The organism is Bifidobacterium cuniculi, from assembly GCF_000741575.1.
Taxonomy (GTDB): domain Bacteria; phylum Actinomycetota; class Actinomycetes; order Actinomycetales; family Bifidobacteriaceae; genus Bifidobacterium; species Bifidobacterium cuniculi.
The window spans coordinates 39,742-64,590 of the sequence record NZ_JGYV01000011.1; the positions used below are offsets into that span (position 1 = coordinate 39,742).

A 24,849-nucleotide genomic window follows, 5' to 3' on the forward strand; every position below is an offset into this window, starting at 1 on the left:
GGGTTGTTCAGGATGAGGTAGTTGCGGTTCCTGCCGCAGCCGCGTCGTAACACTGGCCCAGCTGTCGGCCGGGGGTTGCGCGCTTCCTTTTACCCTGAACAGTTGCCGTCGCCATGCCGCTTGACGGGGTTGGTGCCGTCCGCTCCGTATGGAAGGATACCGGCCCCTTGCCGGTTCCTGACAATGCTTCATGTGCGGCACCCGAGTGCCGCTTCTGTATCAGTTTGGGGCGCTTCGGCGTGGGGCGTCCCTTCTTCGGGGTCGGCCGTACGTGCTTGTGGCCGAGATAGGCGCATCCGCGTTTGGCGATGTTGATGGCCGAACCGTAGTCGCGCGGCACGGTGCGATGGCATCGTGGGCATTCGTATTCGCGGTTCCTGCCCAGATTGCCGATACGCGTGTTGCACCATGGGCACGTGTCGGACGTGTGCGCGGGATTGACCTTGACGACGCGCTGGCCGCGTTTGGCCGCCACGTGGTCGAGCTTGTCGAGCTGGCTGCCGTGACGGAACTCGTAGCGGCCCGCGTTGTCGAACGGGTCGAGTCTCTCGACCGCGACCAGTTCGCCCGGCTTGGCGTGGTCGAGCATGTCATGCGCGTAGCGCCAGTCCAAGATTTCCTTGATACGGTACATCTTGTCGCGCAACGCGAGTGACTGGACGTAGAGGTTCGCCCACTTGGGATGCGCGGCCACGTCCGCCGGATTGTCCGGGTCGGATGCGCGCTGCCATGGCATGAGCCGGTCGAGCCTGTCCAAGCAGCGCCGGTATTGCACGTAGATGCGTTCGAGCTTGTCCTGCTGGCGCTTCGTGTTCCTACTGACCACGAGGGGACGACTGACGTGTCCGTTGCAGGATAGGCGCGTGCCGCTGATGCCGCCATGCCAGTCCGCGTTCAGGTCGAACCCGACCGCATGCGCACTCTTGGACACGTCCTGCATGAGTGGACGCAGCACGAATACAACCACATCGAATACGATATTGCCCGTGGAATCCTTGCGCATGTCGGGACGGGATACGCGCACCGCGTCGGGGTAACGGGCCGTGAACTGCGCGATGCGTAGCGTGATGTCCACAAACCTGTCGGCCACGGCCATGCGCCGGTACGTGACCACGCCCGTATCCGCGTCGAGCTCTCCCCGGCGGCATGAGTTGTCGTTCGACTGGTCGTAGCAGAACCGCGTGTGCCCGACTACGGGCACCGTGAAATGCCCCTCGTGGTCGAGCACGTTGGTGAACAGGTTGCGGTCGACGTCCTCGCCCAGTTCCTCGCACACGTTCCCGTAGGTCGCCTTCAACCATCCCACACGGTCGATGCGTCGGCGACACGTTCGCGTGCCTGCCAAGCGGCCACGATGCGCGCCCCTCGCACTGATTGACACGGTTCTGGTGCGACAGGTTACGGAAAACGTCAGGCAAGGATACGAGACGCACGTTCCTGCGTGCCCACTCGTTACCGAACCCACCCGTCTTGGACGGCAAGTCGAGATTGGCGTGAATCATCGCGTTCTGGCATGTGCGCGCATGGTCCATATGGTTCCAGAACAACGCTTCCATCTCCCACGGCAGCAGTTCGACGCCCGTGGCCGTATCCACTGCCGACAGTAGAACCAGTCCCGGCACGCCGCATCCGATTCCGTCACGCCCGACCATCGCCAGCCCCTCTCGCAGGCGACGTGTCCTTGCCGTCAAGACGCTCGGACGCGCGGTCGAGCAGCAGCTTCTGGTGCTCGATGGAACGCAGCTTGTAGAAGCGACCCGAGAACGAGGCGAGCAACGCCATGAAATCATCCATCAGCTCGGTGCTCATGCCCTTGTCGCGTTCACCGTCGAGCACGACCAGTTCCACGCCCACGAACCGCAGGTGACGTTCCAAGTAGGAGGCGCCGAACCGGCTGAACCGGTCACGGGCCGTGACGGCCACCCGGTCGAACATGCCATGCTCCGCATCATCCAACAGGCGAGCCAACCCCTTGCGCCGCTCGTTCAAGCCGCTGGCACGGTCACGATACACCCTCATCGGGGCGCCGTAAGCGGCTTTCAGCCGTTCCTCCTGCGTGCGCATGCGCGCGGTATTGCCCTCCGAGTCACGCACGTAGAACACGAGCTCACCGGCGGGCGGCTGCTTGCCTTGTTCCTCGGCAATGAAACGGTCAATCTCCTGCGGCGCGTACACTTTCTGGCCGCCCGGTGTCAGTTCGTACCTGATGCGGCCCGCAGCCACGAGCAGCTTGAACGTGGACACGGAAATATGCAGCCGGTCAGCCGCCTCGGCACGGCGAAGATAGGTACGAGCCATGGGCATCTCCTTCCGTTCCTTCCGTAATCCACATGCTAACATCATTATACACAAATACCACAATTATCCGCAATCAAGCTAACAGTAAATCAGGCTCTGTCACCTCATAGGCCCATAGGCCGCATGAGCCTCATAAGAAATTGTTCATTTTTTGAACAAAATCTAGGAGCGGGGCTTCTGCCGCGCTATAAGGTGCGTCGGCATATCCGCACTGCGCCGTCCGGCGCCGGGCGCACACTGGCAAGCATGATCAACGCATTGGCCGTGGCCGGCAACATGGTGCTGGGCCTGGGCGCGTATTGCAGGGCACGGTGTGTGAGGTTCGGGGAGCGTGGGTCGGAAAACCGCCAATGAGGGAATGGTGCGAGCGAAAGCGTCGGCATTACCGTGCTGCCCGCTCCCGGGGCAACCCGGAGCGCTTCACCTGATACTTCATGCATGAGTTGCGTGCTTTGCCAGATGAAGCAGCTGCCCCTCCGACGCTCCACACACGAGCTGCCTGTTTTGCCCACATCGTCCGCCAGTCAAGCCGCACCTTGACGACTCCACCCCGCACTTTGCTACGATGCTCCTACCGACGGCAACCGAGGAGGGCTTGCCACCGTGAGAAGGACCGCGAGAAGGAGGGGCCATGGATATCGCCGTGCAATGCATCCATGGCGTCGCACCTCGTACCGTCACCGCCAGGGAAGTGGCCGAATCATACACCGGGAAGGCGCCGACGGCCATCCACTTCGAATGTCCCTACTGTTCACGCCCCGTGACCATCTGTGCCGACGACCTTCCCGACGACAACCGCCGTTTCGGCCCGGACCGCCTTGCGCGAAGCACCAACTCCCCGTCTCCGTATTTCCGCCACTGGCGCGCCGACCCCTTCACGCACGACTGCCCGTACTACCGCCATGGCAAAGGCGGCGACGCAGAACCGCAGCCACCGGCGATCCCGATGTTCCTGCGCAGGGTCGGCACCACCGAACGCTTCCGACTGGAGTTCGGCATACGCCGGCGCGGCCGCGGCCTTGCAGCGCGGCTCGATGACGCACATGCCGAACTGACCGTGGATGGACGGCCGACCAGCCTGGCTGAGCTGGTGCGCGGCCACACGACCATCCCCCTTGCAGACCCCGACCTCCAGCCGTCGCGGCACATCCGCATACCCGCCGAGTGGACGTTCTTCGTCGGCCGTCCCGAAGACGGCAACGGCGCCTTCCTGTTCACCGACGACTACGGCTCCAACGGCGGCCGCCGCATCGCGAACGGCGGCGCCGTGCATCCCGACTTCGACTATTACGCCGTCATCGGCCAGTCCGGCGTACGCACCTTGCAGACCGTCTTCGACCAGGCAGAGCGCGTCGGCACCGTCGACTCACCGCGCACCAGACTCGCCGTCGTGCGACTGCGGGTGCACTGGTCCTCCCCCAAACGTGACACCGCCGACCGATGGCCGTCCGGCCACGGGTTCCGACTGACCAACTTCAGGACGGAAGCCACGCCCGTCTGGCCGCCGCAACTGCGGGCGAACGGCATCGACGAGCCACTGTTCCGCACTGCCATGCAGATATACCAAGCACCTTATATCCGGTCGGATGACGTCATGGATGCCACCATCGAACCGCACACCCTGACATCCCGCCGTCGTCCTCATGGCCTGCGGGAGGTGGGACTGCTCGGTTTCGGTCAGCGTCGCCGCCAGCTGCCGACACAGCTGGAGGAGTACTGCTGTTTCCTCAAGACCAGCCAGTACCTGCCCTGGAGCGGCTTCATGGCGGCGCAGACCTATCCGAGCGGACTGCAGTTGGCGGATGTGCCGGATAATAACGCCTTCACCGAGAATTCCTCCCAAGCGCACCTTCACATACCGCCACCAACGTCTCTGGATTTGCGCACCGACCTGCGCAGACGTGGCAACCCGCACCTCGACCTTGCCTACGCACGTGTCGGCGCCCCCAGACAGTCACTGATCCCACCGACCCGCATCCTCGCCCGCCACCGTACCGGAATCCATACCGAGAGAGGGAACGAACCATGAGCAACCCGATCTTCACCAGCGAAAGCGCACGTGCGTCATGGTGCATCTATGAGTGGAACCGTGACGGCAATGACGGCCACTTCCTTCGCCTGCTGGACCAAGTCACCGATGGTGCCGGGCATACACGCTTCATCTGGGTTGCCGACTATCCGCGCATCCGCCCGGGCAATGGCGGCAACCCACTGCAACCACCGCAGCTCTACCACCCACGATGCGTCGATCTTGCCCGCAGTGCCAACTCCGATTTCGCACTGCTCCGGTGGATACCAAACACCGCAGATCCGTACCGCCCGCGAGTGCTCCTACCGCCCTACGGCATCCATTCACAGGCAGCTCCGCTCTACGAGATCATCGACTGCCCGAACGTCGACAATGACACTGGCCTGCGCAACGCCTTGGCCCGCGGCGTCCCCTACCATGGCCAACCTACGGACCGCATACTGCTGCTCTTTGCCGAGACTTCCGGCACCCTCGAAGCAGCACTGCTGGAACGCAAAGACCTCTCCATCAGCAACAACACACTCCGCCTCGCCAAGACCGCACCATGGTGTGTCCCACAGATCACCTTGCAGAACGATGACATCCGACGGCTTCCCACCGGACACGGCAATCTTTCCGACCGTCTGGTCTACATCAAACCGACCTTGCCGTCAGCCACGCGCAAGGTGGTCATACGCCCCTTCAGCGCCTATGCACACGATTACGTGCAATGGTTCTTCCGAACCCAGGCGGCGCTCTCCAAAAGTACCACGACGGACGATATGGTCGCCCTGTTGCAGCTCCTGTTGGAATCACCTGACACTCTGGAGGAATTCCTCGGGACACCACCGCCCTCCCGGGACCTCTCGCATTTCCACCAGGCAATCAAGGCCTGCGTCGAACCGGCAAAGCAGCAGGCGTCGGGCTTCATCTACGAACTGCTCAAACGCGACTCCAAGCTCATGGCGGAGTTCAAGCGGCAGGCACGGCGAGATATCGCCAAAGTCACCGAGCAGGAAGTCGAACGACGTACCAAACACCTCGAAGACCTCGACAGACAGTGCGCCAGCAAGGAGCAGGCACTGCACAAACTCGAGCAGCAGGAGTCCCAGGCAAGCGGCCAACTCGTGCGTCGTCGGCAGGAACTCGAAGAAGCCAAGCGCACGCTCGCCCAACAGGAGGAGCGTCAGCGCGAAGCACTGCAGCAGCTTGAGGAGAACGTCGCCCTCAAGCTCGGGCTGCGCGCACTCGCCAAGCAGACGACGCCCACCGCTGCAGCCAGCCCGGCATCTTCGCTTCAGTGCACTCCCCTCGCAGCGAAGATGGCCACACGGACGGGGCAGGATCTCACCAGCGCCATCGCACACAATCTCCGGATGCTCGGCATGGCATCGACCGATGCGACCGGCGACGTCTATCGCCAGCAAACCGAGGCCATGGCCTCGCACTTGCGCCGCACGCTGATCGCCACTCGCACCCTCTGTGTCGACGGCACCTTGGCCGGCACCGTGGCCAACGCACTGGCCTACGCATTGGGAGGTCAACCCGCACACCATACCGGACTCGCCCCGGATTGGCATGACACGAGCGGGCTGGAACACCTGCTGTCCTCTTGCGATGCTTCCGTGGTCATGCTGGACAATGTGTTCGACACGGTCAACGAGGCCGCCCTGTTCGCATTGGGTCGGCGGGATGCGCGAACACCCGTGGTCGTCATACCGCTGGGTAGCTATGCCAATATCCGTCTGGCCGCACCGGAAATCTGGAACCGTATCTTCTTCGTGCCCACGGACGGCTTCGTGGCGCTTCCTGTCGGCAACGGCGTGCCGGAACATGTCAATCATTCGAGTATCAGCGCTCCGCCGATCAGCCAGAACGTACTCGCCCAGCTTGCCGACCTGCACAAGCGCACATCGCTGGCGGCGAGCGCCCTGACGATGCCGGCCACGATCATGGCCGCACACGCCGGTTCACCGGATGCGTTGCAGTGGATATTGCCGCATCTGTGCATCGAAACCTACGCTGCCCACGGCAGCGAGGCGGCACATGAGCTGATCGACCGCCTGCATGCGCCGGCCCTGACGGCGCAACTGACTGCACTGCTCGAAAGGATCTGCCATGGCAACCACCTTGCTTGACGTCATGGCCGTCGACCTGCGCCTGATGCGCGCACCGCGGGAAGGAGATGGCGATTTCGCCTGCCGACTCGCCTACTCGGCACTGCGGTTCTGGATGCAGGCACACTGCATCGACGACGGCTACGGCGGCGCACTCGGCATCGCACAGGAGGCGGTGGAGCGCAAGGCGCTGCAGTGGGTGCGGTCCGTGGGGATGGCGTACCCGGAAGTGACCGCGCGGCTCGTGCCGCGGCTGGTACATGACTACTGCAATGCGCTGGTGGCCGTGGGAGACCTGGCGGTCACCGACGACGGCCTGCTGCGCTGCACGGTGCCGCACGACGTGACGATCGTGCCGGGCGTGACGACGACGCTGGGGCTGGTGGATCCGTCACAGGAGGATGGCGTGTTGTGCGGGGCGATGGTGGTGCGGGGAAAGGTCGGGAACCTGAATCGGCTCGGTGGGACGTGGAGGATGCTGTGCGGGTGGGATACAGTGTCACACTGCTGACGTCACTGCTGATAGCAGTGTGGTTAGCAGTGTGACAGTATTGTCTTCGAGACTTGGGACGTCTTCCCTGATTTCAGAATTCCTGAAAAGATTTCTGAATTCCTGATATTTCCGGATAAATCCTGAAAAGACGAAGCTACCACACTTCACCCCTATTCCGAACACGCCTCAAAACACTCGAATTCCAGGAATCTGCTTATAATTTCAGAATCAGGAAAAATTTCAGAATTCCTGATATTTCCAGATAAATCCTGGTTCCGAAAGGAATGCACATGACTGGCTCCTACGGTAAGGAAGCCTTAGAGCTCGAATTTAAAAGCGACCGAGACTGCTTGGGCGACACCGAGCTCCTGGAAGCAATCGTAGGGCTTGCGAATTCAAACGGAGGACGCCTCTACTTAGGAGTGGAAGACGACGGGACTCCCACGGGACTGCACCCCAAGCATGCGAACACGGACGGCCTTGCCGCCTTCATTGCGAACAACACCAGGCCATCACTTCGGGTCACAGTACGGAAAACGGGCAATCCTGAAGTAATAGAGATAACCGTCCCCAAGGCAAGCACCATTGTTTCCACGGAAAGCGGCCGAGCACTACGCCGTAGAATCAAGCATGACGGCACACCCGAGGCAGTGCCACTTTACCCTTATGAAATGATGGACGCGTGGAGCGACTTACGTACTTTGGATTTCTCCGCACAGGCAGTCCCCGAGGCAACGCGAGACGATTTTGACCCTCTGGAACGAGAGCACCTGCGCAAAATCATTGCGCAAAACCCCCAAAGCGACAGGGCCCTACTGGAATTATCCGACGAAGAGCTCGAGCATGCCCTAGGACTGGTAAGTGCAGCCGATAATGCGAACACACCGACGTTGACAGGATTACTGCTCTTGGGGAAAGAAGATTCCCTCAGAAGACTTATCCCCACGCACGCAGCCTCGTTCCAGGTTTTGGAGGGAAGCACCATCAAGGTCAACCGCGATTTTCACGGACCCCTTCTGCAAGTAATCGAACAGATGGGCGAGATGCTGGAGCCATGGAACACGGGCACGGAACTGACAATCGGACTTTTCTCCAAAATCGTACCCGACTTCAACAGGAGGGCTTTTCGCGAAGCAATCGTAAACGCATTCGGCCATCGAGATTATTCCGTGATGGGCCGCGTCGTAGTGAAGCTAGACGATTGGGGCTTGGAGATATCAAGCCGGGGCAGCTTCATCGAGGGGATCAGCATCGACAATCTCTTGACCGCCGATCCTCACGGAAGAAACACCATCCTCATGGACGCATTGAAACGTAGCGGACTGGCAGAACGAACCGGGCGTGGTATAGACCGTATTTTCGCAGGGTCCCTCAATTACGGACGACCATTGCCCGACTACTCAAATTCGAATTCTCAACGAGTGTCGGTATTCATCCCCCGAAGCGCACCTGACCCGTTATTCGTCGAGATAATCGAGGAAGAACGGGAACGCACGGGAAAGGAATTGCCCATAGAGAGCCTTCTCATCCTCAACAAACTCAAAGCGGAAGGCAACGCCACTTACATGGATATGGCCGACACTTTGGACATTCTCCCCGCAAAACTGAAGGTCGTGTTAAAGGGCCTTACTGACTCCGGTCTCATTGAAGCATCAGGGTCTGGAGAAACACGGTCCTACATGTTGGGATCCAAGGTATACCGTAAAAGCGGGAAAAGCGTGGAATATGTGCGCCAGTCCGCTATCGACCGCATCCGTTATCCGGAATTGATCTTGAAACTTGCCACCGAACAGGGACAACTGACCACCACAGACGTGGAAAGACTGTTGGGCGTCTCACACAACCAAGCGTATTATCAAATCAACAAATTGGTTGCGGCAGGCACACTGAGGAAGATCGGTTCCAGAAGGAGCGCACATTACGTGAAAGCCTGATGCCGCCGCTGGAGCTTCCCCAGAACTACGCCGGCACTCTCACCGCCCAGCCAACCATGCCTCCACCGCGGACTTCGCATAGAGTTTCGCATGCTCGGTCATGATGACCGGCTTGGGGAACGACTTGCTGCGAACCAGCTGCCCCACGCGCTGCCGCGTGACACCGGCCATCCGCGCAATCTCGGCATTGCTGACCACCGGCGGGTACAGCGGTTCATGCACCATGCGATCGAACTCGTCCTGCGTGAACACCTGTGCCGAGAGCACCGTCAGCTGCATGCCGGGCATGGCGTCCTCGACTGCCGACCGTGCGGAGACTAGTGCTTCCACCACGCTGGGCGCATTCAGCCCGAGCACCACGCTTCCCTTGGTGCCACCGATATCGAAGGCCGTCACCGCCCCGTACTCGCCAAGCCGTTCCATGACGTCAAACGCCAGGTCTTCGCTCAGGGATGCGTCACTGGTGAAGTCCAGCACCACGTCCCATTGTTCCTGTTGTTCCTGTTCCACTCATGTACCTCGTTTCGTGATGACAGAGCGGGTGACGTTTTGACCGCAACGTCACCCAGACCCGCTCACTCCCGGAAGCCACCACGTCGGAGAAGCACCAAACAGTGTCTGTACCAGTTGACGTCCGAAGGCGTCTTATGGATGGACACTGGAGGGACAGTCCGATCCGGCGGGTAGCACATCCAGCCCTTTTTACTGGCTTGGATACGCCACCCTTGTTCCCGAAGCTGGTCAAGGAGCGGGGGCGATCTGTTTATCTTTGATGAAATAAACCTTTCGCTCTGTCATTGTCGGTTTGCGCCGACAATCCAAGAATACGACGCTTGCTTTACTTTGTAAAGTAAGCGTGTCGTTCATGAAAGACGTACTCAAGAGCCTCAAAGGGTTCCACGTGAAACAGCTGCAATCAACAACAAACCCAACACCGCCACCACCCCAACATCCCGCCCCCGCCGTACCCTGAAATATCCGGCACCCGCAACCGGCAACCCGAGACACCACAAGGAGAAGAGGGCATGGCGCTCGCAGCTTCCCGCACCACCGGCGCATTCGGCATGGAGAATCGCCAGGACACCCGATACCGCCTCTCCTTCACCGCCGGCGCACTGCTGCTCCCCCACGGCCGCGCACTGGCCTCCTACTTCCTCGAACACGCCCCCGCAGAGGTCCTCGACCAAGCACGGCAAACCCCGGAACTCGGCAGCACCGTCGCCATCATCCGCGCGCAGGCCATCGCCGGCAACGTCCTGGCCATCCAGTCCGAAACCGCCAACGCCCGCTACGTGCGCGAGACCCTCAAACGGCTCAGCGCGCTGACCTTCGATGAGCTGACCATCCTCACCGGCGACGACGCCATGCCTTCCGACCGTCGCCTGATCATGTGGCTGGCGATGTGCCGCTACTACGCTTTCGTCGGCGACTTCGCCACCGACGTACTACGAGAGCGTTTCCTGCTGGGCGAACCGACCGTCACCTTCGACGACTACGCGCGCTTCGTACGCAACAAGACCCTGTGGCATCCCGAACTGGAAACGCTCACCGACGCCACCGCCAAGAAGCTGCGTTCCTGCCTGTTCGCCGCAATGGCCGAGGCGGAACTGCTCACCCGCACGGACCATGCGGTGATGCAAGCCCCGCCCACAGCGCTGCTTGCGCATATACTTGAGGTCAGGCCGGAGTCCTTGGAGTTCCTGCCCATGAGGAAAACGACCTTGCAGTGACAGGAGCTGACGGAAGCAAGGAGAAGGGAGCGCGATGGCGAATGCACCCGAGCAGGTCCGCGCACAGGCGCGCGGACGCTCCATCGACGGGGAGTTCCGGCAACTGTTCACGATCATGAGCACACGGTCGTTCCGGCACGGCACGAGCACCGGCGGCGAGCAACCCTATTACATCTACGACTATCCACCGGCGGAGGAGCTCGACGTACGCCAGCACATCGAGAACCTCATCCGCGACCTGCAGCAGATCACGCCCGCCGATGCCGACGACTACGCGCCGAGGATCCTGCATCTCGACCTCTACGCCGACGTGGCGCTTCCCATCCTGGAGCAGCGTCATGTCCTGGACCGCCTCCTGGAGCGCGAAGACAACATGCATGGGACGGTTTCCGCGAATCCGCAGACCGACCGTTTCCTCAATGTGCTGATCGGCGCCTTGACCGGCGACAGCGACGTGACCGCACGTTTCATCGCCGACCGGGTCAACGAGGCGCGCGCCGCGCATGAGGCGGACATCGTGTTCCTGACGGGCATCGGCGCCGTCTACCCATACATGCGCGCCCACCTGCTCCTGGAGAACCTGCAGGGGTACGTGGACGACTGCCCGCTCGTACTGTTCTACCCGGGCACCTACACGCAAGGCTCGGCGTCCGGTTCGAGCCTGAAGCTGTTCGACGCCTTGGAGAACAACAACTACTACCGGGCACGGCGACTGCTGAACATGCCCGTTGACGACTAGGAACACCAAGGAACCAGGGAGGGGAAGGACAAATGGAAGATTCCATGACCATGCCGATGCAGGACATCTTCGCCAGGGGCATCGACCAGCAGTTCAACGGGGTCATCAAGGCCAACGACGAGAAGGACCTGACCAACGAGGTCAACGACTACGTGCTGACCGCGGAGCTGCAATCCAACCTGGAGAAGTTCCTGGACCTGTACAACGATCCAGGCAATCACCAGATCAACGGCGTGTGGATCTCCGGCTTCTACGGATCCGGCAAGTCGCACCTGCTCAAGATGATCTCGCACATCATCGGCGACGTGCCCCGCGGCGTGGTCAACCACGGCACCGAATCCTCCGCCATGAGCCGCAAGGATGTGGTGGAGGCATTCAGGCACAAGGCAACGGAGCAGGGCAATCACTTCTTGGAGGGACAGATTGCGCGCACCTTGACCATTCCGACCACGTCCATCCTGTTCAACATCGGCCAGAAGACCAACCAGAACAGTTCCGAAACCGTCATGGACGCCTTCGTGCGCGTCTTCAACGAGACCCGCGGCTATGCTGGGTCCCAGCCTGCCATCGCCCTGTTCGAACGCGACCTGGACAGGCGGGGATGGCTGGATGACTTCCGGAAGGCCTTCGAGGAAGAGGCCCCCGAACCTTGGCAGACGGCCCGCAACACGTATGGACTGTGGGATTACGAAATCCGCACCGCCTATGCGAAGGTGACGGGCAAGCCCGTCGAGAACGACCTCGTCGGGCAATACGACGCCCAGTACCGCCACTACACGGTCGAGGACTTCACCAACGACGTGATGGCATGGCTCGACCGTCAGGCACCCACCCAGCGGGTGGTCTTCCTGGTGGACGAAATCGGCCAGTTCATCGGGGATCACACCGAACGCATGCTTGAACTGCAGTCCATCGTGGAAGGCCTGGCCGTCAAGTCCAACGGCCGCGCCTGGATGGTCGTCACCTCCCAGGAGGACATGGACGCCATGGTCGGCGACCGCACCAAGCAGCAGAGCTACGACTTCTCCAAGATCGAGGCACGCTTCAGGTGCAAGCTCAAGCTCAACAGCACCGACGTGATCGAGGTGATCCAGAAGCGTCTCCTGACCAAGACCGCGCAAGGCGAACAGGCCGTGGGGCAGCTGTGGGACGAACAGCACGAGAACCTGCGCACCCTCTTCGACTTCGACGACGCCGGCAAGTCGTACAACCACATGAACCATTACGACAGCGAGCAGGCCTTCGCCGCCAGCTACCCCTTCGTGGACTACCAGTTCCCGCTGCTCCAGAACTCCCTGCGCAAGCTCAGCGAATACAACATGTTCAGCGGCGAATACCAGTCCGTGGGCGAACGCTCCATGATCTCGGCCATCAACGACGTCCTGCACACCTGCAAGGGCAGCACCGTGGGTGACCTCATGCCTTTCGACCGCCTGTACGAAGGCATCAGCGACGCCCTCCAGAGCACCGCCACCTACCGCATCCGCGACGCGAAGAAGCAACTGGACCCGCAGTACCGTGACCTGGGCGTCCGAATCCTCAAGGTGCTCTTGCTCCTCAAGCACGTGGATGGCATGAAGGGCACCGTCCGCAACCTGCGCGTCCTGCTCACCGACCGCTTCAACGAAGACGTGCTGAATCTCGAGGAACGCATCAAGGAGACCTTGCAGGAGCTCGAGAAGGGCACCTACATCGAGCGCGTCAGTGACGGATACTCCTACCTGACCAACGATGAGAAGGACATCGAGCAGGAGATCAAGAACGTCGAGGTCGACCACGCCGACGTGATCAAGCCCTTCCTGGACATCGTGACCAATGACGTTCTCAAGTCCTCCGGCAAGGTGGTGTTCGGCCCGCAGCGCAAAGCCTTCAGGTTCGGCCTGGAAATCGACGGAGCACCCCAAAGCACCGGCAAGCCGGATGTCTGGCTCAACCTGGTCACCTCCACCGACGAGGCCGACCGTGCACAGGCTGTTCGTCTCAGCTACGGGCGCGAGGACGAACTGGTGGGCCTGCTGGGTGCCGACGACCCCACGCTCTTCGATGACTTCCGCATGTACCAGAAGACCAACATCTATACCATGCGCACGGATACGAGCGCCCAGTCGGAAATCCGCCGTTCCATCATCACGGGCAAGATCAGCACCAACCGCCAGCTCTACGCCGAACTCAAGAAGCGGGTTGCACGGGCGCTCACCGACACCGCCTTCTACCGTAATGGCACGGAGATCCAGATCAAGGCCAACGATCCCCGTACACGTGTGGACGAAGCCTTGCAGGACATCCTGCGCAAGCTCTATTCCAACTACATGCTCATCGGCGACGCCTCCTACTCGGAAAATCAACTGGCACAGGTCATCGCCGATGCCGCTGCAGACGGTGACGGCACCTTGGAAGGCACGGATGCCACCAAGCAGCTCCTGGACGCCCCATCGGAGGAGATCCTCGCTTGGGTGACACGCAGATATTCGAAGAACGTGACCACCACCGTGCAGGAGATCGTGACGACGTTCGACGCCCGCCCCTACGGCTGGCCCGTCGCTGCCACGCTCACCTGCCTGGCATACCTGTATGGCACAGGACGCATCACGTTGGAGTTCGACGGCAAGCCCGTGGCCCGGACCGAAGCGGCGCGGCTGTTGCGCGATACGCGCCGTCGGGATGCCGTACTCGTGTCCATTCCCAAGGTGTACGACCAGCAGAAGGTGCAGCGGCTACGGTCCTTTGCCCGCGATTACCTGCCTTCGACCAACCAGGCAAGCAGCGAAACCAGCCCAGCGGACCTTGCCGCACAGGTCAAGGCCGGACTGCAGCAGCGCTTGCAGGAACTAAAGACGATCAAGGACACCCAACAGGCAAAGTTCCCCTTCGTGGACCAGCTTGCAGATCCCATCGATCGACTTGAGCAGGTAGCCAGCAAGAACGAAACATGGCTGATCGAGGAATTCACCGACCCCCAGACCGTTTCCAACATGGAAATCCTGCTGGACGACGATGTGGATACCGTGGCCCCCATCACCGGGTTCATCCGCAATCGTCAGGGCCAGCTTTATGCAGAGGGCATGGCGTGGCTCCTCGACAACCACGAGAACATCGATGCCTCTCCAAGCGATGTACGGCAACTTCGGGACCAAGCACTCGAACTGGCCCATAACCCGAACATCTACCGGGGCTCCCTGGTACGGCAATTCAACGAGCTGGTCGAGAACATCAGGAAGCAAATCGAGACTGCCCTCGACCAGGAACGGACCGCCGCGCTCGGCACCGTACAGGCAATCCGCACCCAGATTGAAGAATCCGATGCCTACCAGGCAGCTCCGCAGGCTGCCCAGCACCAGGCCGACCGTACATTGGATGACGCCCAACACGACATTGAGCATCAATCCACCATCCTGGGCATTCGCGACCGTGCCAACCGCCTGCGTGATGTGGTGCGTCCAGATATCATCAATGCGCTCAACGCCGCACTGCCTCCCGAGCCGGCCCCCGAAGCGTCCACCGGCCAGCAGCCGGCCCATGCCGAACCGGTGGCAGCACCTGCACCGCCCCGCAAGGCGGTCTCCTTGCAAGCCATACCCATTCCGCGGAGCAAGGACAGTCTGAAGACCAAAGATGACGTGGACGAATTCCTCGACGCCTACCGCCGCACCCTCATCACCGCCATCGAGAACGGGGAGCAGATCCTGCTATGACGGAAAACGATAGATAAACAAAGCCCCGGGGGCTTGGTCAGAAACCAGAGGCCTACCCGGGGCGTCCATCTATAGGATAACACGGACTATAGCGTTTACCTAAACACAATGATCAGATGCGCGATATATCAAGTCACTTGCATAGGAAGGAAGAGCGATGACAGTAGCCGAACACATTACCGCCGTTCGCTTGGCAGAATATCTCAATGAAGTCGATGGTGACCCTTCCCGCGCGTTGGAACTTTATATGTGGAATAGTCGCATGTCGGCGGAGTGTTTCATTCTCATAGGTCACCTTGAAATACTCCTTCGTAATTCCATAGACGAAGTGCTACAGCTGTACTATCACGATAAGGAACGCGGGATTCCCTGGTTCTTGCAGCTTGGCACTGATTTAAGTACTGAGGACAGAGAATCCATCCAACGAGTTAGGGAGGAACTCCGCAAACGTCGAAAGCCTGATTCTCGCGATCGAATCATTGCCGGACTGACCTTTGGATTTTGGTCCCACATGTTCAATACCCAGCATGATGAACTCTGGAAACTTTGCCTTTACCGGGTGTTCCGCAATGGCGAGAATCCTAAGATAACGCGTAAGGAAGTCGCCGCACTTGTTGAACAGTTACGTCTTACCAGAAATCGAGTAGCCCATCACAACTATTTGAAGCAATTCGATGTGCCAAACTCTATCGCCAGCATTTTTCAGCTTGCTCGGCTAATCTCCCCCGAGTACGCAACTTGGATGGAAAACAACAGTACATGGCGTGAAATATATGAGAACTCGTGCCCGGCAATCGATACTGATACCGTGATTATCCCCGGACGCGTCGCTTGGGATATCTACCAGCATCAACCCATTTATGTATGCCGAAAGGGGCGCTTCTTCCGAGATATGCGATATCTCGGATTCTACGAAGATAAGTACATACGTAACCAGATTCCGCGGATTAAGCACGTCTTTGACGATGTTGAATGGACCCCTGAAAGAGCTCAGGAACTTTGCGAATCGAATGATCACGACGAACGAACACTTGGAAAGGCCATGCAATGGGCATTGAGTGAGGAAGGAACCGAGGTTGCACATGGATGGAAGCATGCCAAAGAGGGATACAAAGTATTCTTGCTGACACCATACCGAGAACAGCAGCAAGGAGACGATGGGCACCATGTACTTCCTAATGGCGACTTGCCACATGAATCCTCCGTCGCCTATGTACGCAACCACCGTTACACATCGCTGCACAGACTTCTTTCAGCCCGAACTACAGATGATTTATCCGTGGCCCGGACAGTGGACTGAGCATACTATCTGAGGTAAAGAACAATGAACACCACACAACTGCAACGATTCGCTTCACAGGCGCGTACGCGGCTCATGGCCGCGGTGCGGGCACGGCTTGACCGGGCGCTGGCCCCCAATTCGGACGTGCAGGTCAACATGAGTAAGGCCTTCCGGGAATTGCAGCACCAGCTGGCAGAGCAGGGCGAAGATGCCTTGGTGGAGCAGTATGCCTACCGGTGGTTCAACCGCATCATCGCTTTCCGCTACATGGATGTGATGGGCTTCACTGCCATGCCGGTGGTCTCGCCCATGGACCTCACCGACGCCAACGGCGTGCCCGCCGTGCTGGCCGCCGCCAAACGCGGCGAATATGACCAGGATGTGTTCACGGTTCCCGGTACCGGCAATGCGCAGCTGCACCGCCAGATCGAGGCCCTGTTCAACGGCGAGACCGCCAGCAGCAACGCCCAGGAGGATGCCTACGGGCTGATCCTGCAGGCCGAATGCCGCTACTGGCACCGGTTCATGTCCTTCATGTTCCCGGACACGAACGCGCCCGCCGGCCGCGTGGACGAACTGCTCATGCCGCCCGACCTGCTGGCGGAAGGCTCCGTGCTGCGCAACGCCATCGAGGTGATGACCCCGGAAGCCTGCGGCGTGGACGAGCCCGGCGGCAACGTGGAGATCATCGGTTGGCTGTACCAGTTCTACATTGCCGAACGCAAGGACGAGGTGATGGCAGGCTTCAAGAAGAAGCTCAAGGGCGACGCCGATACCATCCCCGCAGCCACGCAGCTGTTCACCCCGGACTGGATCGTGCGCTACCTGGTACAGAACTCCGTGGGGCGCCTGTGGATGCAGAATCATCCCGAATCTGCGCTCGCCGACGGTTGGGAGTACTACATCCAACCCACCGAGGCTGCTGACGGTGACGTGCTTCGCATCGACTCGCCAGAGGATCTCACGGTGTGTGACCCGGCCTGCGGTTCGGGCCACATGCTCACCTACGCCTTCGACCTACTCACCGAGATCTACGAGGAACAGGGCTATGCGCCCAGCGAGATTCCCGGCCTCATCCTCGAACATAACCTCTTCGGCATGGAAATCGACGAACGCGCCGCCGACCTGGCCGCCTTCGCCCTGACCATGAAAGCCCGCGCCCACTCCAGGCGCTTCTTCCGCCGACAGGTCATGCCGCATATCTGCCAGATCAGGAAGGAAGAGTTCACGGCCGACGAGGTCAACCAGCTCAACGACATCTTCGGTATGCCACTCAGCGAGGAATCCTGGAACACTTACGCCCAGGCCGACGTGACCGGCTCCCTCATCCAGCCGGATGCCGAGCTGGCCACCTTGGCGGACAATGTTCCTGATTCCCAGGACAACGAACCTAGGCTCGACGATGATTTGCGCGAGCGAGGCGACCGGGTACTCAAACAGACCCGCTACCTCGACCGCCAATACGCCACCGTCGTGGCCAACCCTCCCTACATGGGCAGCAAGAACATGGGCAAGGTGCTCAAGAAGTATGTGCAGGAGTACTATCCGGATGGCAAGAGCGACTTGTTCGCGGCGTTTATGTTGCGCTGCCTGCAGTTTGTTCCCAACCGAGGCTACCTAGGATTCATGTCACCATATGTGTGGATGTTCATTTCCTCCTATGAAGCGTTACGCCAACGCTTTATCACTAAGGAACACATAGAATCCCTGATCCAATTGGAGTATTCAGGATTCGAGGGTGCCACGGTTCCTATCTGCACTTTCGTATTGCAGAAAGGCACAAGCTCGTTGCCCGGACACTATGTGCGCCTTGCAGATTTTGTAGGTGCTCAAGTGCAAGGGCCACGTGCACTGGAAATCATCCAAGCCCATAATGCGCTTGCATCTGATCAGGTTGCATTGCACCCTGATATGGCAACGCACTTCTACACCGTGGACCAGCAGGAGTTCAAGCAGATTCCCGGCTCCCCCATCGTCTACTGGTTACCGAAGGTCCTCATACAGGCTTTTAATATTAAAATCGCTAAAGGCGTCAGTGGTGAAGCCTTGAGCGACATCGCAGATGTCGCTCAAGGCTTCACCACTGGCAACAACGCCCGTTTCCTACGAAACTGGTGGGAAAACTCTTATACCTCTATCCAATTCGATAGATCCGCTCTGAAAGAAAAGCAACAAGGAAAGTGGGTTCCTTGCGACAAAGGAGGAGATTTTAGAAAATGGTTTGGAAATAATACATATGTTATTGATTGGTCTCAAAATGGTAATGCCATTTTTTCGTTCCATGGCGCTACACCTCGGAATCGCGATGTAACGTTCAAACAAGCACTAACATGCTCAAAAATCACATCAGGGGAACCTTCATTTAGGTATCATCATGGGGGCTTCGTTTTTAGCGATGCTGCCGTAGCGGTTTGCGACATGAGTGCATGGCAGCAAATTAGCTGCTTCTTGAATTCAACGACCTGTTTGCAAATGATGCAGGCATTGTCCCCGACATTGAATTTTGAAGTGGGACAAATTCGAGCGCTTCCCCTCCGTCTTGGGAATACCAGACCTCTTTCCACCCTCAGTGATTCCCTACTGTTCATATCTAGATCCGACTGGAACTCCTACGAAACCTCATGGGATTTCGGCCCCTTCCCTCTGCTCTCCATGGACACCACCCTCCCCCTGGCGCAGCTCATCACCGAGTTCCGCACCCACTGGGACCAGGTCTCCGAGGAGCAGCGCCAGCGCGAGATCCGCAATAACGAGATCGTGGCGGATGCCTACGGCGTGCGTGACGACGTGCCCTGCAACGTGCCCATCGAACGCGTCTCCCTCAAGCGCAACAAGGCCTTCGCCTACCCGAAGGACACCGAGGAGGAGCGTAACCGTAAGTTCGTGGTGGACACAGTCAAGGAACTCATCTCCTACGCGGTAGGTTGCATGTTCGGCCGCTATTCGTTCGACAAGCCCGGCCTCATCCTCGCCTCGCAGGGCGAGACCCTGGAGGATTACCACCGTCAGGTGCCGGAGCCGTCCTTCGAGCCGGATGCGGACAACATCATCCCCGTGTGCGCGGATGACTATTTCGAGGATGACATCGTGGCGCGCTTCCGCACCTTCCTACGCGTCGCCTTCGGCGAGCCCAACTTCACGCGCAACCTGGCCTTCATCGAGGAGACCCTGGGCGAGTCGATCCGTGACTACTTCGTCAAGGATTTCTACGACGACCACCTGCGCATGTACTCGAACCGTCCGATCTACTGGCAGTATTCGAGCCGTACCGACAAGAAGGGTGCCTTCAAGGCCCTCATGTACCTGCATCGCTATACACCGACCACCACGAATGCCGCCCTGGGCGTGCTGCGTGACTTCACCGGCCGCATTGCCGACGTGGCGGACATGCTGGAGCAATCCGAGCGTGCCGCGGACAAGCGCCAGGCCGAGAAGCTGCGCAAGGCCGTGATCGAGTGCCGTGCCTACGAGGACAACGTCCTCTACCCCCTGGCTGCCACCAACATGCCCATGGACCTCGACGACGGCGTCCTCGTGAACTACCTGCGCATGGGTGCCGCCCTGCGCAAGGTGGACAGCATCGAGAAGAAGCGCAAGGACGTCACGGACTGGACCTGGCCTCACTATCCGTTGGAGCAGCATTGATGATGCATCCGGCCTCGATAATAATGCCGGATACTGGCCGAATAGTGCCGGATACTTATGCAGGGTGCCGGATACCGGCACGATTCCGGCTGTGTCTTACCATGGCTGAATCACGAGGAGGATGCCGATGAGTGAACTTGGCAAGGTTTCGCAGCTGCTGGCCGCTCGTTTCGAACAGGAGGGCGAGCGCGGCCGCATTGTCTTCTGGGAGGATGTGAAAAGCCAATATGCGGACAGTGTGGCCACCTTGGTCGGCGAGGATGCTTCCGAGCCGGTACTCAAGGGCGTGCAACTCGTGGAGATCGGCCATGTGCCCTTCTCCCTACGCCACAGGATGATGGTGGAGGAGCCGGACACGAAGTTCCTGGTCTACATGCCCGGCGAGCAGCCCGATCCGAAGGACGACTGGCTGCTCGACCTCAAGTTGGCATATGGTCCAAGCTTCTCGGCGGACAAACTCACCATGATCGCCAACGAGGTGCTCCCCGACGCTTCCGCAGATACCAAGGCCACGTGGCTTGCGGTGATGCGCAGCATGCCGACGTTCTTCGAGAGCTCCGAACGTGTGGAACGCCTGCGCCGCCGTCTGACCCCGGAAGACGACGCCACCGATTTCCAGGCGAAGATGGTGGCGTCCCTCCTCAAGCTGCCGATCGGGGATCACAGCATGCAGGACATCTGGCGCACCTTGCTGGAGCAGTATGCCCAAAGCGACGAATCCGGCATGGAGAACATCACGGCCATGGGACTTGCCGACTTCCACTGGCAAGGCACCAAGGGCATCTACCACTATGACCTTCCCGAGCATGGCACCCCCACGGTCAAGGGCTTCATGCTATGGCTGTTCGACCTGGCGTGGCACGGCTTCGCCACCAAAGAACACACGATGGAGTATTACGGGAACATCCGCCGCGACTACATGCAGTGGAGCATGACCGACACGTCCCGCGACATCATGCGGCAGCTGGCAAACATGGCCGAACCGGATCTGGACGTGGACGCCGCCATTGCCGGGATGGATCTCGATGCCTTGGCCGATCACGGTGTCTTCCGCAGCGTGGACGAGACCATCATCGCCAAGCTCACGGAACAGTTGGCCGCCCACGGCATCGATGATCGGCAGGTACGGGACATCATCGCCAAGCGTCGGTCACACCTGTGGTTCGGAGAATACGACCAGCGGTACCAGGCAGTCAGCGCCGCCAGCACGCTTCAGCACGAACTCACCGAGGCAGTCCCCCTCATCGACGCCATCGACTCCCCCGCCAAGGGCATCGAAATATACAGCTCGAGCCTATACCGGGTCGACCAGGCATACCGGCATTTCGTGGACGCATGGCATGTCATGGAGCTTGAGGACGTCCCCGTCAAGCAACTCCTGGAAAACGACTACAGCCAGTTCCAGCGCACCCTCGGCCGGGCATGGCAGCGGCAGGTCGATACCTTGGACCGCTGGGCCATCCCCGGCTTCGACAAGGAACAGTGGCGGTTCTACGAGAACAACGTCGCCGAACGCACCAGGAACGGCCACAAGATCGCGGTCATCGTCTCGGATGCGCTGCGCTATGAGGTAGCGGAGGAACTGAGCCGCAACATCAATGCCGAAAGCCGCTTCCATGCGCAGATCGAGGCCAACGTGGGCGTGCTGCCGTCCTACACGCAACTCGGCATGGCGGCTCTGCTGCCGCACCGCACGCTGGAACTCAACCCGAAGGACCACTACGGCATCCTGGCGGACGGCAAATCCACGACCGGTACCGACGCACGCGACCATATCCTGGCATCAGTCGGCGGCAAGGCCATTCCCGCCAAGGACCTCATGCTCCTGAATGGCACCGGCGCACGGGAACTCATGAAATCATGTGATGTGCTGTACGTGTACCACGACACCATCGATGACCAAGGAGACAGGAGCGAAAACGGCGAATTGAAGACGTTCACGGCTTGCAGGACGGCATTGCATGAGCTCCAGACCATCGTCAAGAAACTGGCGAACGCGAACGTCACCAACATGATCGTCACCGCCGACCACGGTTTCCTCTACCAGGACCACGACCTGGAACCCGCCGACTTCGTCAGCAAACAGCCACAGGGCGAGGATCGTTGTTTCACCAAGAAGCGCTTTTCCATCGGATGCCGTCTCGTGCCCGATGACGCCTTGGTCACGTTCGATGCACATCAGCTCGGCCTGGCGAACCCGCCCGAGGAAGGCGTCACCGTGCAGGTGCCGAACTCCATCCTGCGGTTCCACACCAGGAATGCCGGCACGCGCTTCGCGCACGGCGGTGCAGCACTGCAGGAAATAGTCGTCCCCGTCGTCCACATCAACAAGGGACGGACTGCATCCGGCGACACACGGCCGGTCACGGTCCGCATCCTGCAGAAGGGCGAGCGCATCACCAGCGGGCAGATCACCGTCGAGTTCCTGCAGGAGGAGCCGGTCGGCGGCAAGGTACAGGCGCGTACGCTCTACGCAGCGCTGTGGGGCGGCGATGGCGACAATTCCGTGCAGATCTCCAACGAGGTGCGACTTGTCTTCCAGTCAGAGGACCCGAAGATCGAGAACCGGCATGTCTTCGCCACGCTCGTGCTCACCAGCGATGCCGCGGCCTTCAACGGAGCCACCGTGGAACTGCGGCTGCGCGAACCGGTTCCGAAGGCCGAGGGCCGCTTCACGACGCTGCCCGAACGCGCGCACTACCAGCTGCGTCGCGGCCTGGTGGCGGATGACGGATTCGATTTCTAGGAGGGAATGATCATGGCAGAGCCGACATTGAATGCACTGGACCGCAAGATCACGGACGTCTTTCCGGGCTACACCGTGCGCAAGGACCTGGTGAGCGCCGTCAAGGGCGGTGCCCTGGTACCCACCTATGTGCTGGAGTACCTGTTGAGCAAGTACGCCACCACCACGGACGAGGCGAGCATCGAGTCAGGCGTGGAGCGCGTGCGCAGCATCCTCGCGGACAACTACGTACACCGCGAGGAAGCGAACCTCATCCAGTCGAAGATCCGCGAGAAGGGGCGCTACACGGTCATCGACCGCGTCCAGGTGTTCCTCAACGAGAAGACGGACCAGTACGAGGCGACCTACTCCAACCTGGGCATCAGCCGGGTCATCGTGGATCCGCAGACCGTGAAGGACAACCCCAAGCTGCTGGTGACAGGCATCTGGTGCATGAGCACACTCGTCTATGCCTTCGACGAGGGAAGCGGCGAAGTGCCGTGGCGGCTGCAGCGGCTCATGCCGGTGCAGATGTCACACGATGACCGAGAAAACTACGTTGCGGGAAGGGAGCAGTTCTCTGACGGCGAGTGGATCGACGTGCTCATGCAGTCCATGGGCTTCAACCCCGACCAGTTCAGCGAGCGCGCGAAAATGCTGCACCTGGTGCGCATGATTCCCTTCGTGGAACGCAACTACAACCTGGTGGAGCTGGGGCCGAAGGGTACCGGCAAGTCGCACATCTACTCGGAGTTCTCCCCGCACGGCATGCTCATCTCCGGCGGGGAGGTAACGGTGGCCAAGCTGTTCGTGAACAACTCCACGGGACGTATCGGCCTGGTGGGCTTCTGGGACACGGTCGCGTTCGACGAGTTCGCCGGCAAGGCGAAGAAGGCCGGCAAGGACCTCGTGGACATCATGAAGAACTACATGGCCAACAAGAGCTTCTCGCGCGGCGTGGAGACCTTGCAGGGCGAGGCGAGCATGGTGTTCGTAGGCAACACGTCTCACACGGTGCCCTACATGCTCAAGAACTCCGACCTGTTCGAGGAGCTGCCCACCCAGTACCATGACCCTGCGTTCCTGGACCGCATTCACTTCTACGTGCCCGGCTGGGAGTTCGACCAGATCCGTTCCGAGATGTTCACCGATGGATACGGCTTCGTGGTGGACTACCTGGCGGAGATCCTGCACAACCTGCGCGACATCGACTACGGGACGAAGTACTCGGAGTATTTCGAGCTCTCCCCCACACTCTCGACGCGCGACAAGGACGGCATCAACAAGACCTTCTCCGGCCTCATGAAGCTGCTGTACCCCAACGGCCAGGCGTCCATGGAACAGATGGAGGCGCTGCTTCGCGTTGCCATCGAGGGACGCAAGCGCGTCAAGGACATGCTGTGCCGCATCGACGCCACCATGGATCCGGTCGAGTTCACGTACACGCGTCGCGGAAATGACCGGGCGCTTGCCGTGGAAACCTTGGAAGAGAAGGATTACCCGGAGCTGTATTGGCGAGATCGGGACCTGCAGACCGACGGTGCAGAAGCTGTGGTGGAACCTGAGGAAGTCCGCGGCCATACGGTGACGGCTATTGGACACACAACAGCCGATCGGCCTGATGTGCAAACCCCGGAGCAGTCCGGCAACTCCGAGGACAACGCCGAACCTGCACCCTTCATCGGCCGCAAAGAGTTCAAGGCGGACCAGCGTGGCGTGTCGTACCGGAAACTGTTCGGACCGCACCTGGCCGGGGCTACGGAGATCACGCTGATGGATCCGTATATCCGCAAGCCCCACCAGTTGCGTAACCTCGCCGAGTTCATGGACGTACTGCTGGGTGGCATCACGCCCGGGGACCAGATCCGGTTCCACCTGATCACGTCCCTGGAGAAGGAGCCATACGACGAGCAACAGCTCGAAGGCCTGGAGTACCTGAGAGGGGCCTACGGGGCACTGGGAATCATGTTCACCTGGGAGTTCAGGGACAGCATCCACGACCGCAAGATCGACACCGACACCGGCTGGCAAATCGTATTGGGCCGCGGACTGGATATTTACCAGAAGTTCGACAACAATTGGCTCAATCCACAAACGAAGCACCAGATTCTGAGACGGTTGGTGTCTGATTTCGGTGTGACGTACATATACAACGCGGGAAAATGATTCCTACCGCAGGAGTGCCC

14 protein-coding genes are annotated in these 24,849 nt (G+C 60.0%); 11 read left to right on the forward strand and 3 right to left on the reverse strand.

The annotated features are described in order from the left end of the window. Positions 1 to 7 precede the first annotated feature (7 nt). Both BCUN_RS07280 and BCUN_RS11490 read right to left on the reverse strand, forming a co-directional pair. Complete coding sequence (locus BCUN_RS07280) at positions 8 to 1,345, reverse strand: zinc ribbon domain-containing protein (RefSeq protein WP_156100141.1); 1,338 nt, start codon at positions 1,343 to 1,345, stop codon at positions 8 to 10. Positions 1,346 to 1,638: 293 nt separating this feature from the next. Further along, entirely contained in the window at positions 1,639 to 2,298 is a 660-nt protein-coding gene (locus BCUN_RS11490; RefSeq protein WP_160257656.1) for a recombinase family protein, read from the reverse strand. A 631-nt stretch (positions 2,299 to 2,929) separates the two neighbouring features. On the opposite strand from BCUN_RS11490, the gene BCUN_RS07290 reads away from it, so the two are divergent. The 4 genes from BCUN_RS07290 to BCUN_RS07305 all read left to right on the forward strand — a co-directional run bounded on the left by BCUN_RS07290 (position 2,930) and on the right by BCUN_RS07305 (position 8,850). After that, complete coding sequence (locus tag BCUN_RS07290; RefSeq protein WP_051920909.1) at positions 2,930 to 4,327, forward strand: hypothetical protein; 1,398 nt, start codon at positions 2,930 to 2,932, stop codon at positions 4,325 to 4,327. Beyond that, positions 4,324 to 6,444, forward strand: a complete 2,121-nt coding sequence (locus BCUN_RS07295) for a coiled-coil domain-containing protein (protein WP_033515999.1) — start codon at positions 4,324 to 4,326, stop codon at positions 6,442 to 6,444. The genes BCUN_RS07290 and BCUN_RS07295 overlap by 4 nt, the downstream gene beginning before the upstream one ends. Continuing rightward, positions 6,425 to 6,934: a hypothetical protein gene (locus BCUN_RS07300; RefSeq protein WP_051920910.1), complete on the forward strand. Its 510-nt coding sequence runs from the start codon at positions 6,425 to 6,427 to the stop codon at positions 6,932 to 6,934. Before BCUN_RS07295 ends, BCUN_RS07300 begins: the two co-directional genes overlap by 20 nt. A gap of 272 nt (positions 6,935 to 7,206) precedes the next feature. After that, the gene (locus BCUN_RS07305; protein WP_033515997.1) at positions 7,207 to 8,850 is read left to right on the forward strand and encodes an RNA-binding domain-containing protein; all 1,644 of its coding nucleotides are present in this window, start codon (positions 7,207 to 7,209) and stop codon (positions 8,848 to 8,850) included. A gap of 39 nt (positions 8,851 to 8,889) precedes the next feature. Here the strand turns inward: BCUN_RS07305 and BCUN_RS07310 are convergent, their stop codons facing one another. Next, positions 8,890 to 9,360: a helix-turn-helix transcriptional regulator gene (locus BCUN_RS07310; RefSeq protein WP_033515989.1), complete on the reverse strand. Its 471-nt coding sequence runs from the start codon at positions 9,358 to 9,360 to the stop codon at positions 8,890 to 8,892. A gap of 515 nt (positions 9,361 to 9,875) precedes the next feature. Between BCUN_RS07310 and BCUN_RS07315 the strand changes: the two genes are divergently transcribed. The 7 genes from BCUN_RS07315 (at position 9,876) to brxL (ending at position 24,829) form a co-directional block, all read left to right on the forward strand. Then, positions 9,876 to 10,580: a DUF1819 family protein gene (locus BCUN_RS07315; RefSeq protein ID WP_033515982.1), complete on the forward strand. Its 705-nt coding sequence runs from the start codon at positions 9,876 to 9,878 to the stop codon at positions 10,578 to 10,580. A gap of 34 nt (positions 10,581 to 10,614) precedes the next feature. Continuing rightward, positions 10,615 to 11,319 carry a DUF1788 domain-containing protein gene (locus BCUN_RS07320; protein ID WP_033515980.1) on the forward strand — a complete coding sequence of 235 codons (705 nt, stop codon included), beginning with the start codon at positions 10,615 to 10,617 and terminating at the stop codon, positions 11,317 to 11,319. A gap of 44 nt (positions 11,320 to 11,363) precedes the next feature. Further along, complete coding sequence (gene brxC / locus BCUN_RS07325) at positions 11,364 to 15,011, forward strand: BREX system P-loop protein BrxC (protein WP_160257632.1); 3,648 nt, start codon at positions 11,364 to 11,366, stop codon at positions 15,009 to 15,011. A gap of 157 nt (positions 15,012 to 15,168) precedes the next feature. Continuing rightward, positions 15,169 to 16,311, forward strand: coding sequence for a hypothetical protein (locus BCUN_RS12340; protein WP_152598078.1), 1,143 nt, complete (start codon positions 15,169 to 15,171; stop codon positions 16,309 to 16,311). Positions 16,312 to 16,335: 24 nt separating this feature from the next. Next, the gene (gene pglX, locus BCUN_RS07335; protein ID WP_033515977.1) at positions 16,336 to 19,938 is read left to right on the forward strand and encodes a BREX-1 system adenine-specific DNA-methyltransferase PglX; all 3,603 of its coding nucleotides are present in this window, start codon (positions 16,336 to 16,338) and stop codon (positions 19,936 to 19,938) included. Positions 19,939 to 20,065: 127 nt separating this feature from the next. Continuing rightward, entirely contained in the window at positions 20,066 to 22,684 is a 2,619-nt protein-coding gene (pglZ, locus tag BCUN_RS07340; protein ID WP_033515975.1) for a BREX-1 system phosphatase PglZ type A, read from the forward strand. Positions 22,685 to 22,696: 12 nt separating this feature from the next. Next, positions 22,697 to 24,829 carry a BREX system Lon protease-like protein BrxL gene (gene brxL / locus BCUN_RS07345; protein ID WP_051920917.1) on the forward strand — a complete coding sequence of 711 codons (2,133 nt, stop codon included), beginning with the start codon at positions 22,697 to 22,699 and terminating at the stop codon, positions 24,827 to 24,829. Positions 24,830 to 24,849 lie beyond the last annotated feature (20 nt).

Coding starts and splice junctions, on each gene's coding strand:
- BCUN_RS07290 (WP_051920909.1), top strand. CDS start 2,930: ATGGATATCGCCGTGCAATGCATCCATGGCGTCGCACCTCGTACCGTC.
- pglX (WP_033515977.1), top strand. CDS start 16,336: ATGAACACCACACAACTGCAACGATTCGCTTCACAGGCGCGTACGCGG.
- brxC (WP_160257632.1), top strand. CDS start 11,364: ATGACCATGCCGATGCAGGACATCTTCGCCAGGGGCATCGACCAGCAG.
- BCUN_RS07320 (WP_033515980.1), top strand. CDS start 10,615: ATGGCGAATGCACCCGAGCAGGTCCGCGCACAGGCGCGCGGACGCTCC.
- BCUN_RS07315 (WP_033515982.1), top strand. CDS start 9,876: ATGGCGCTCGCAGCTTCCCGCACCACCGGCGCATTCGGCATGGAGAAT.
- BCUN_RS07295 (WP_033515999.1), top strand. CDS start 4,324: ATGAGCAACCCGATCTTCACCAGCGAAAGCGCACGTGCGTCATGGTGC.
- BCUN_RS07300 (WP_051920910.1), top strand. CDS start 6,425: ATGGCAACCACCTTGCTTGACGTCATGGCCGTCGACCTGCGCCTGATG.
- BCUN_RS11490 (WP_160257656.1), bottom strand. CDS start 2,298: ATGGCTCGTACCTATCTTCGCCGTGCCGAGGCGGCTGACCGGCTGCAT.
- BCUN_RS07305 (WP_033515997.1), top strand. CDS start 7,207: ATGACTGGCTCCTACGGTAAGGAAGCCTTAGAGCTCGAATTTAAAAGC.
- BCUN_RS12340 (WP_152598078.1), top strand. CDS start 15,169: ATGACAGTAGCCGAACACATTACCGCCGTTCGCTTGGCAGAATATCTC.
- brxL (WP_051920917.1), top strand. CDS start 22,697: ATGGCAGAGCCGACATTGAATGCACTGGACCGCAAGATCACGGACGTC.
- pglZ (WP_033515975.1), top strand. CDS start 20,066: ATGAGTGAACTTGGCAAGGTTTCGCAGCTGCTGGCCGCTCGTTTCGAA.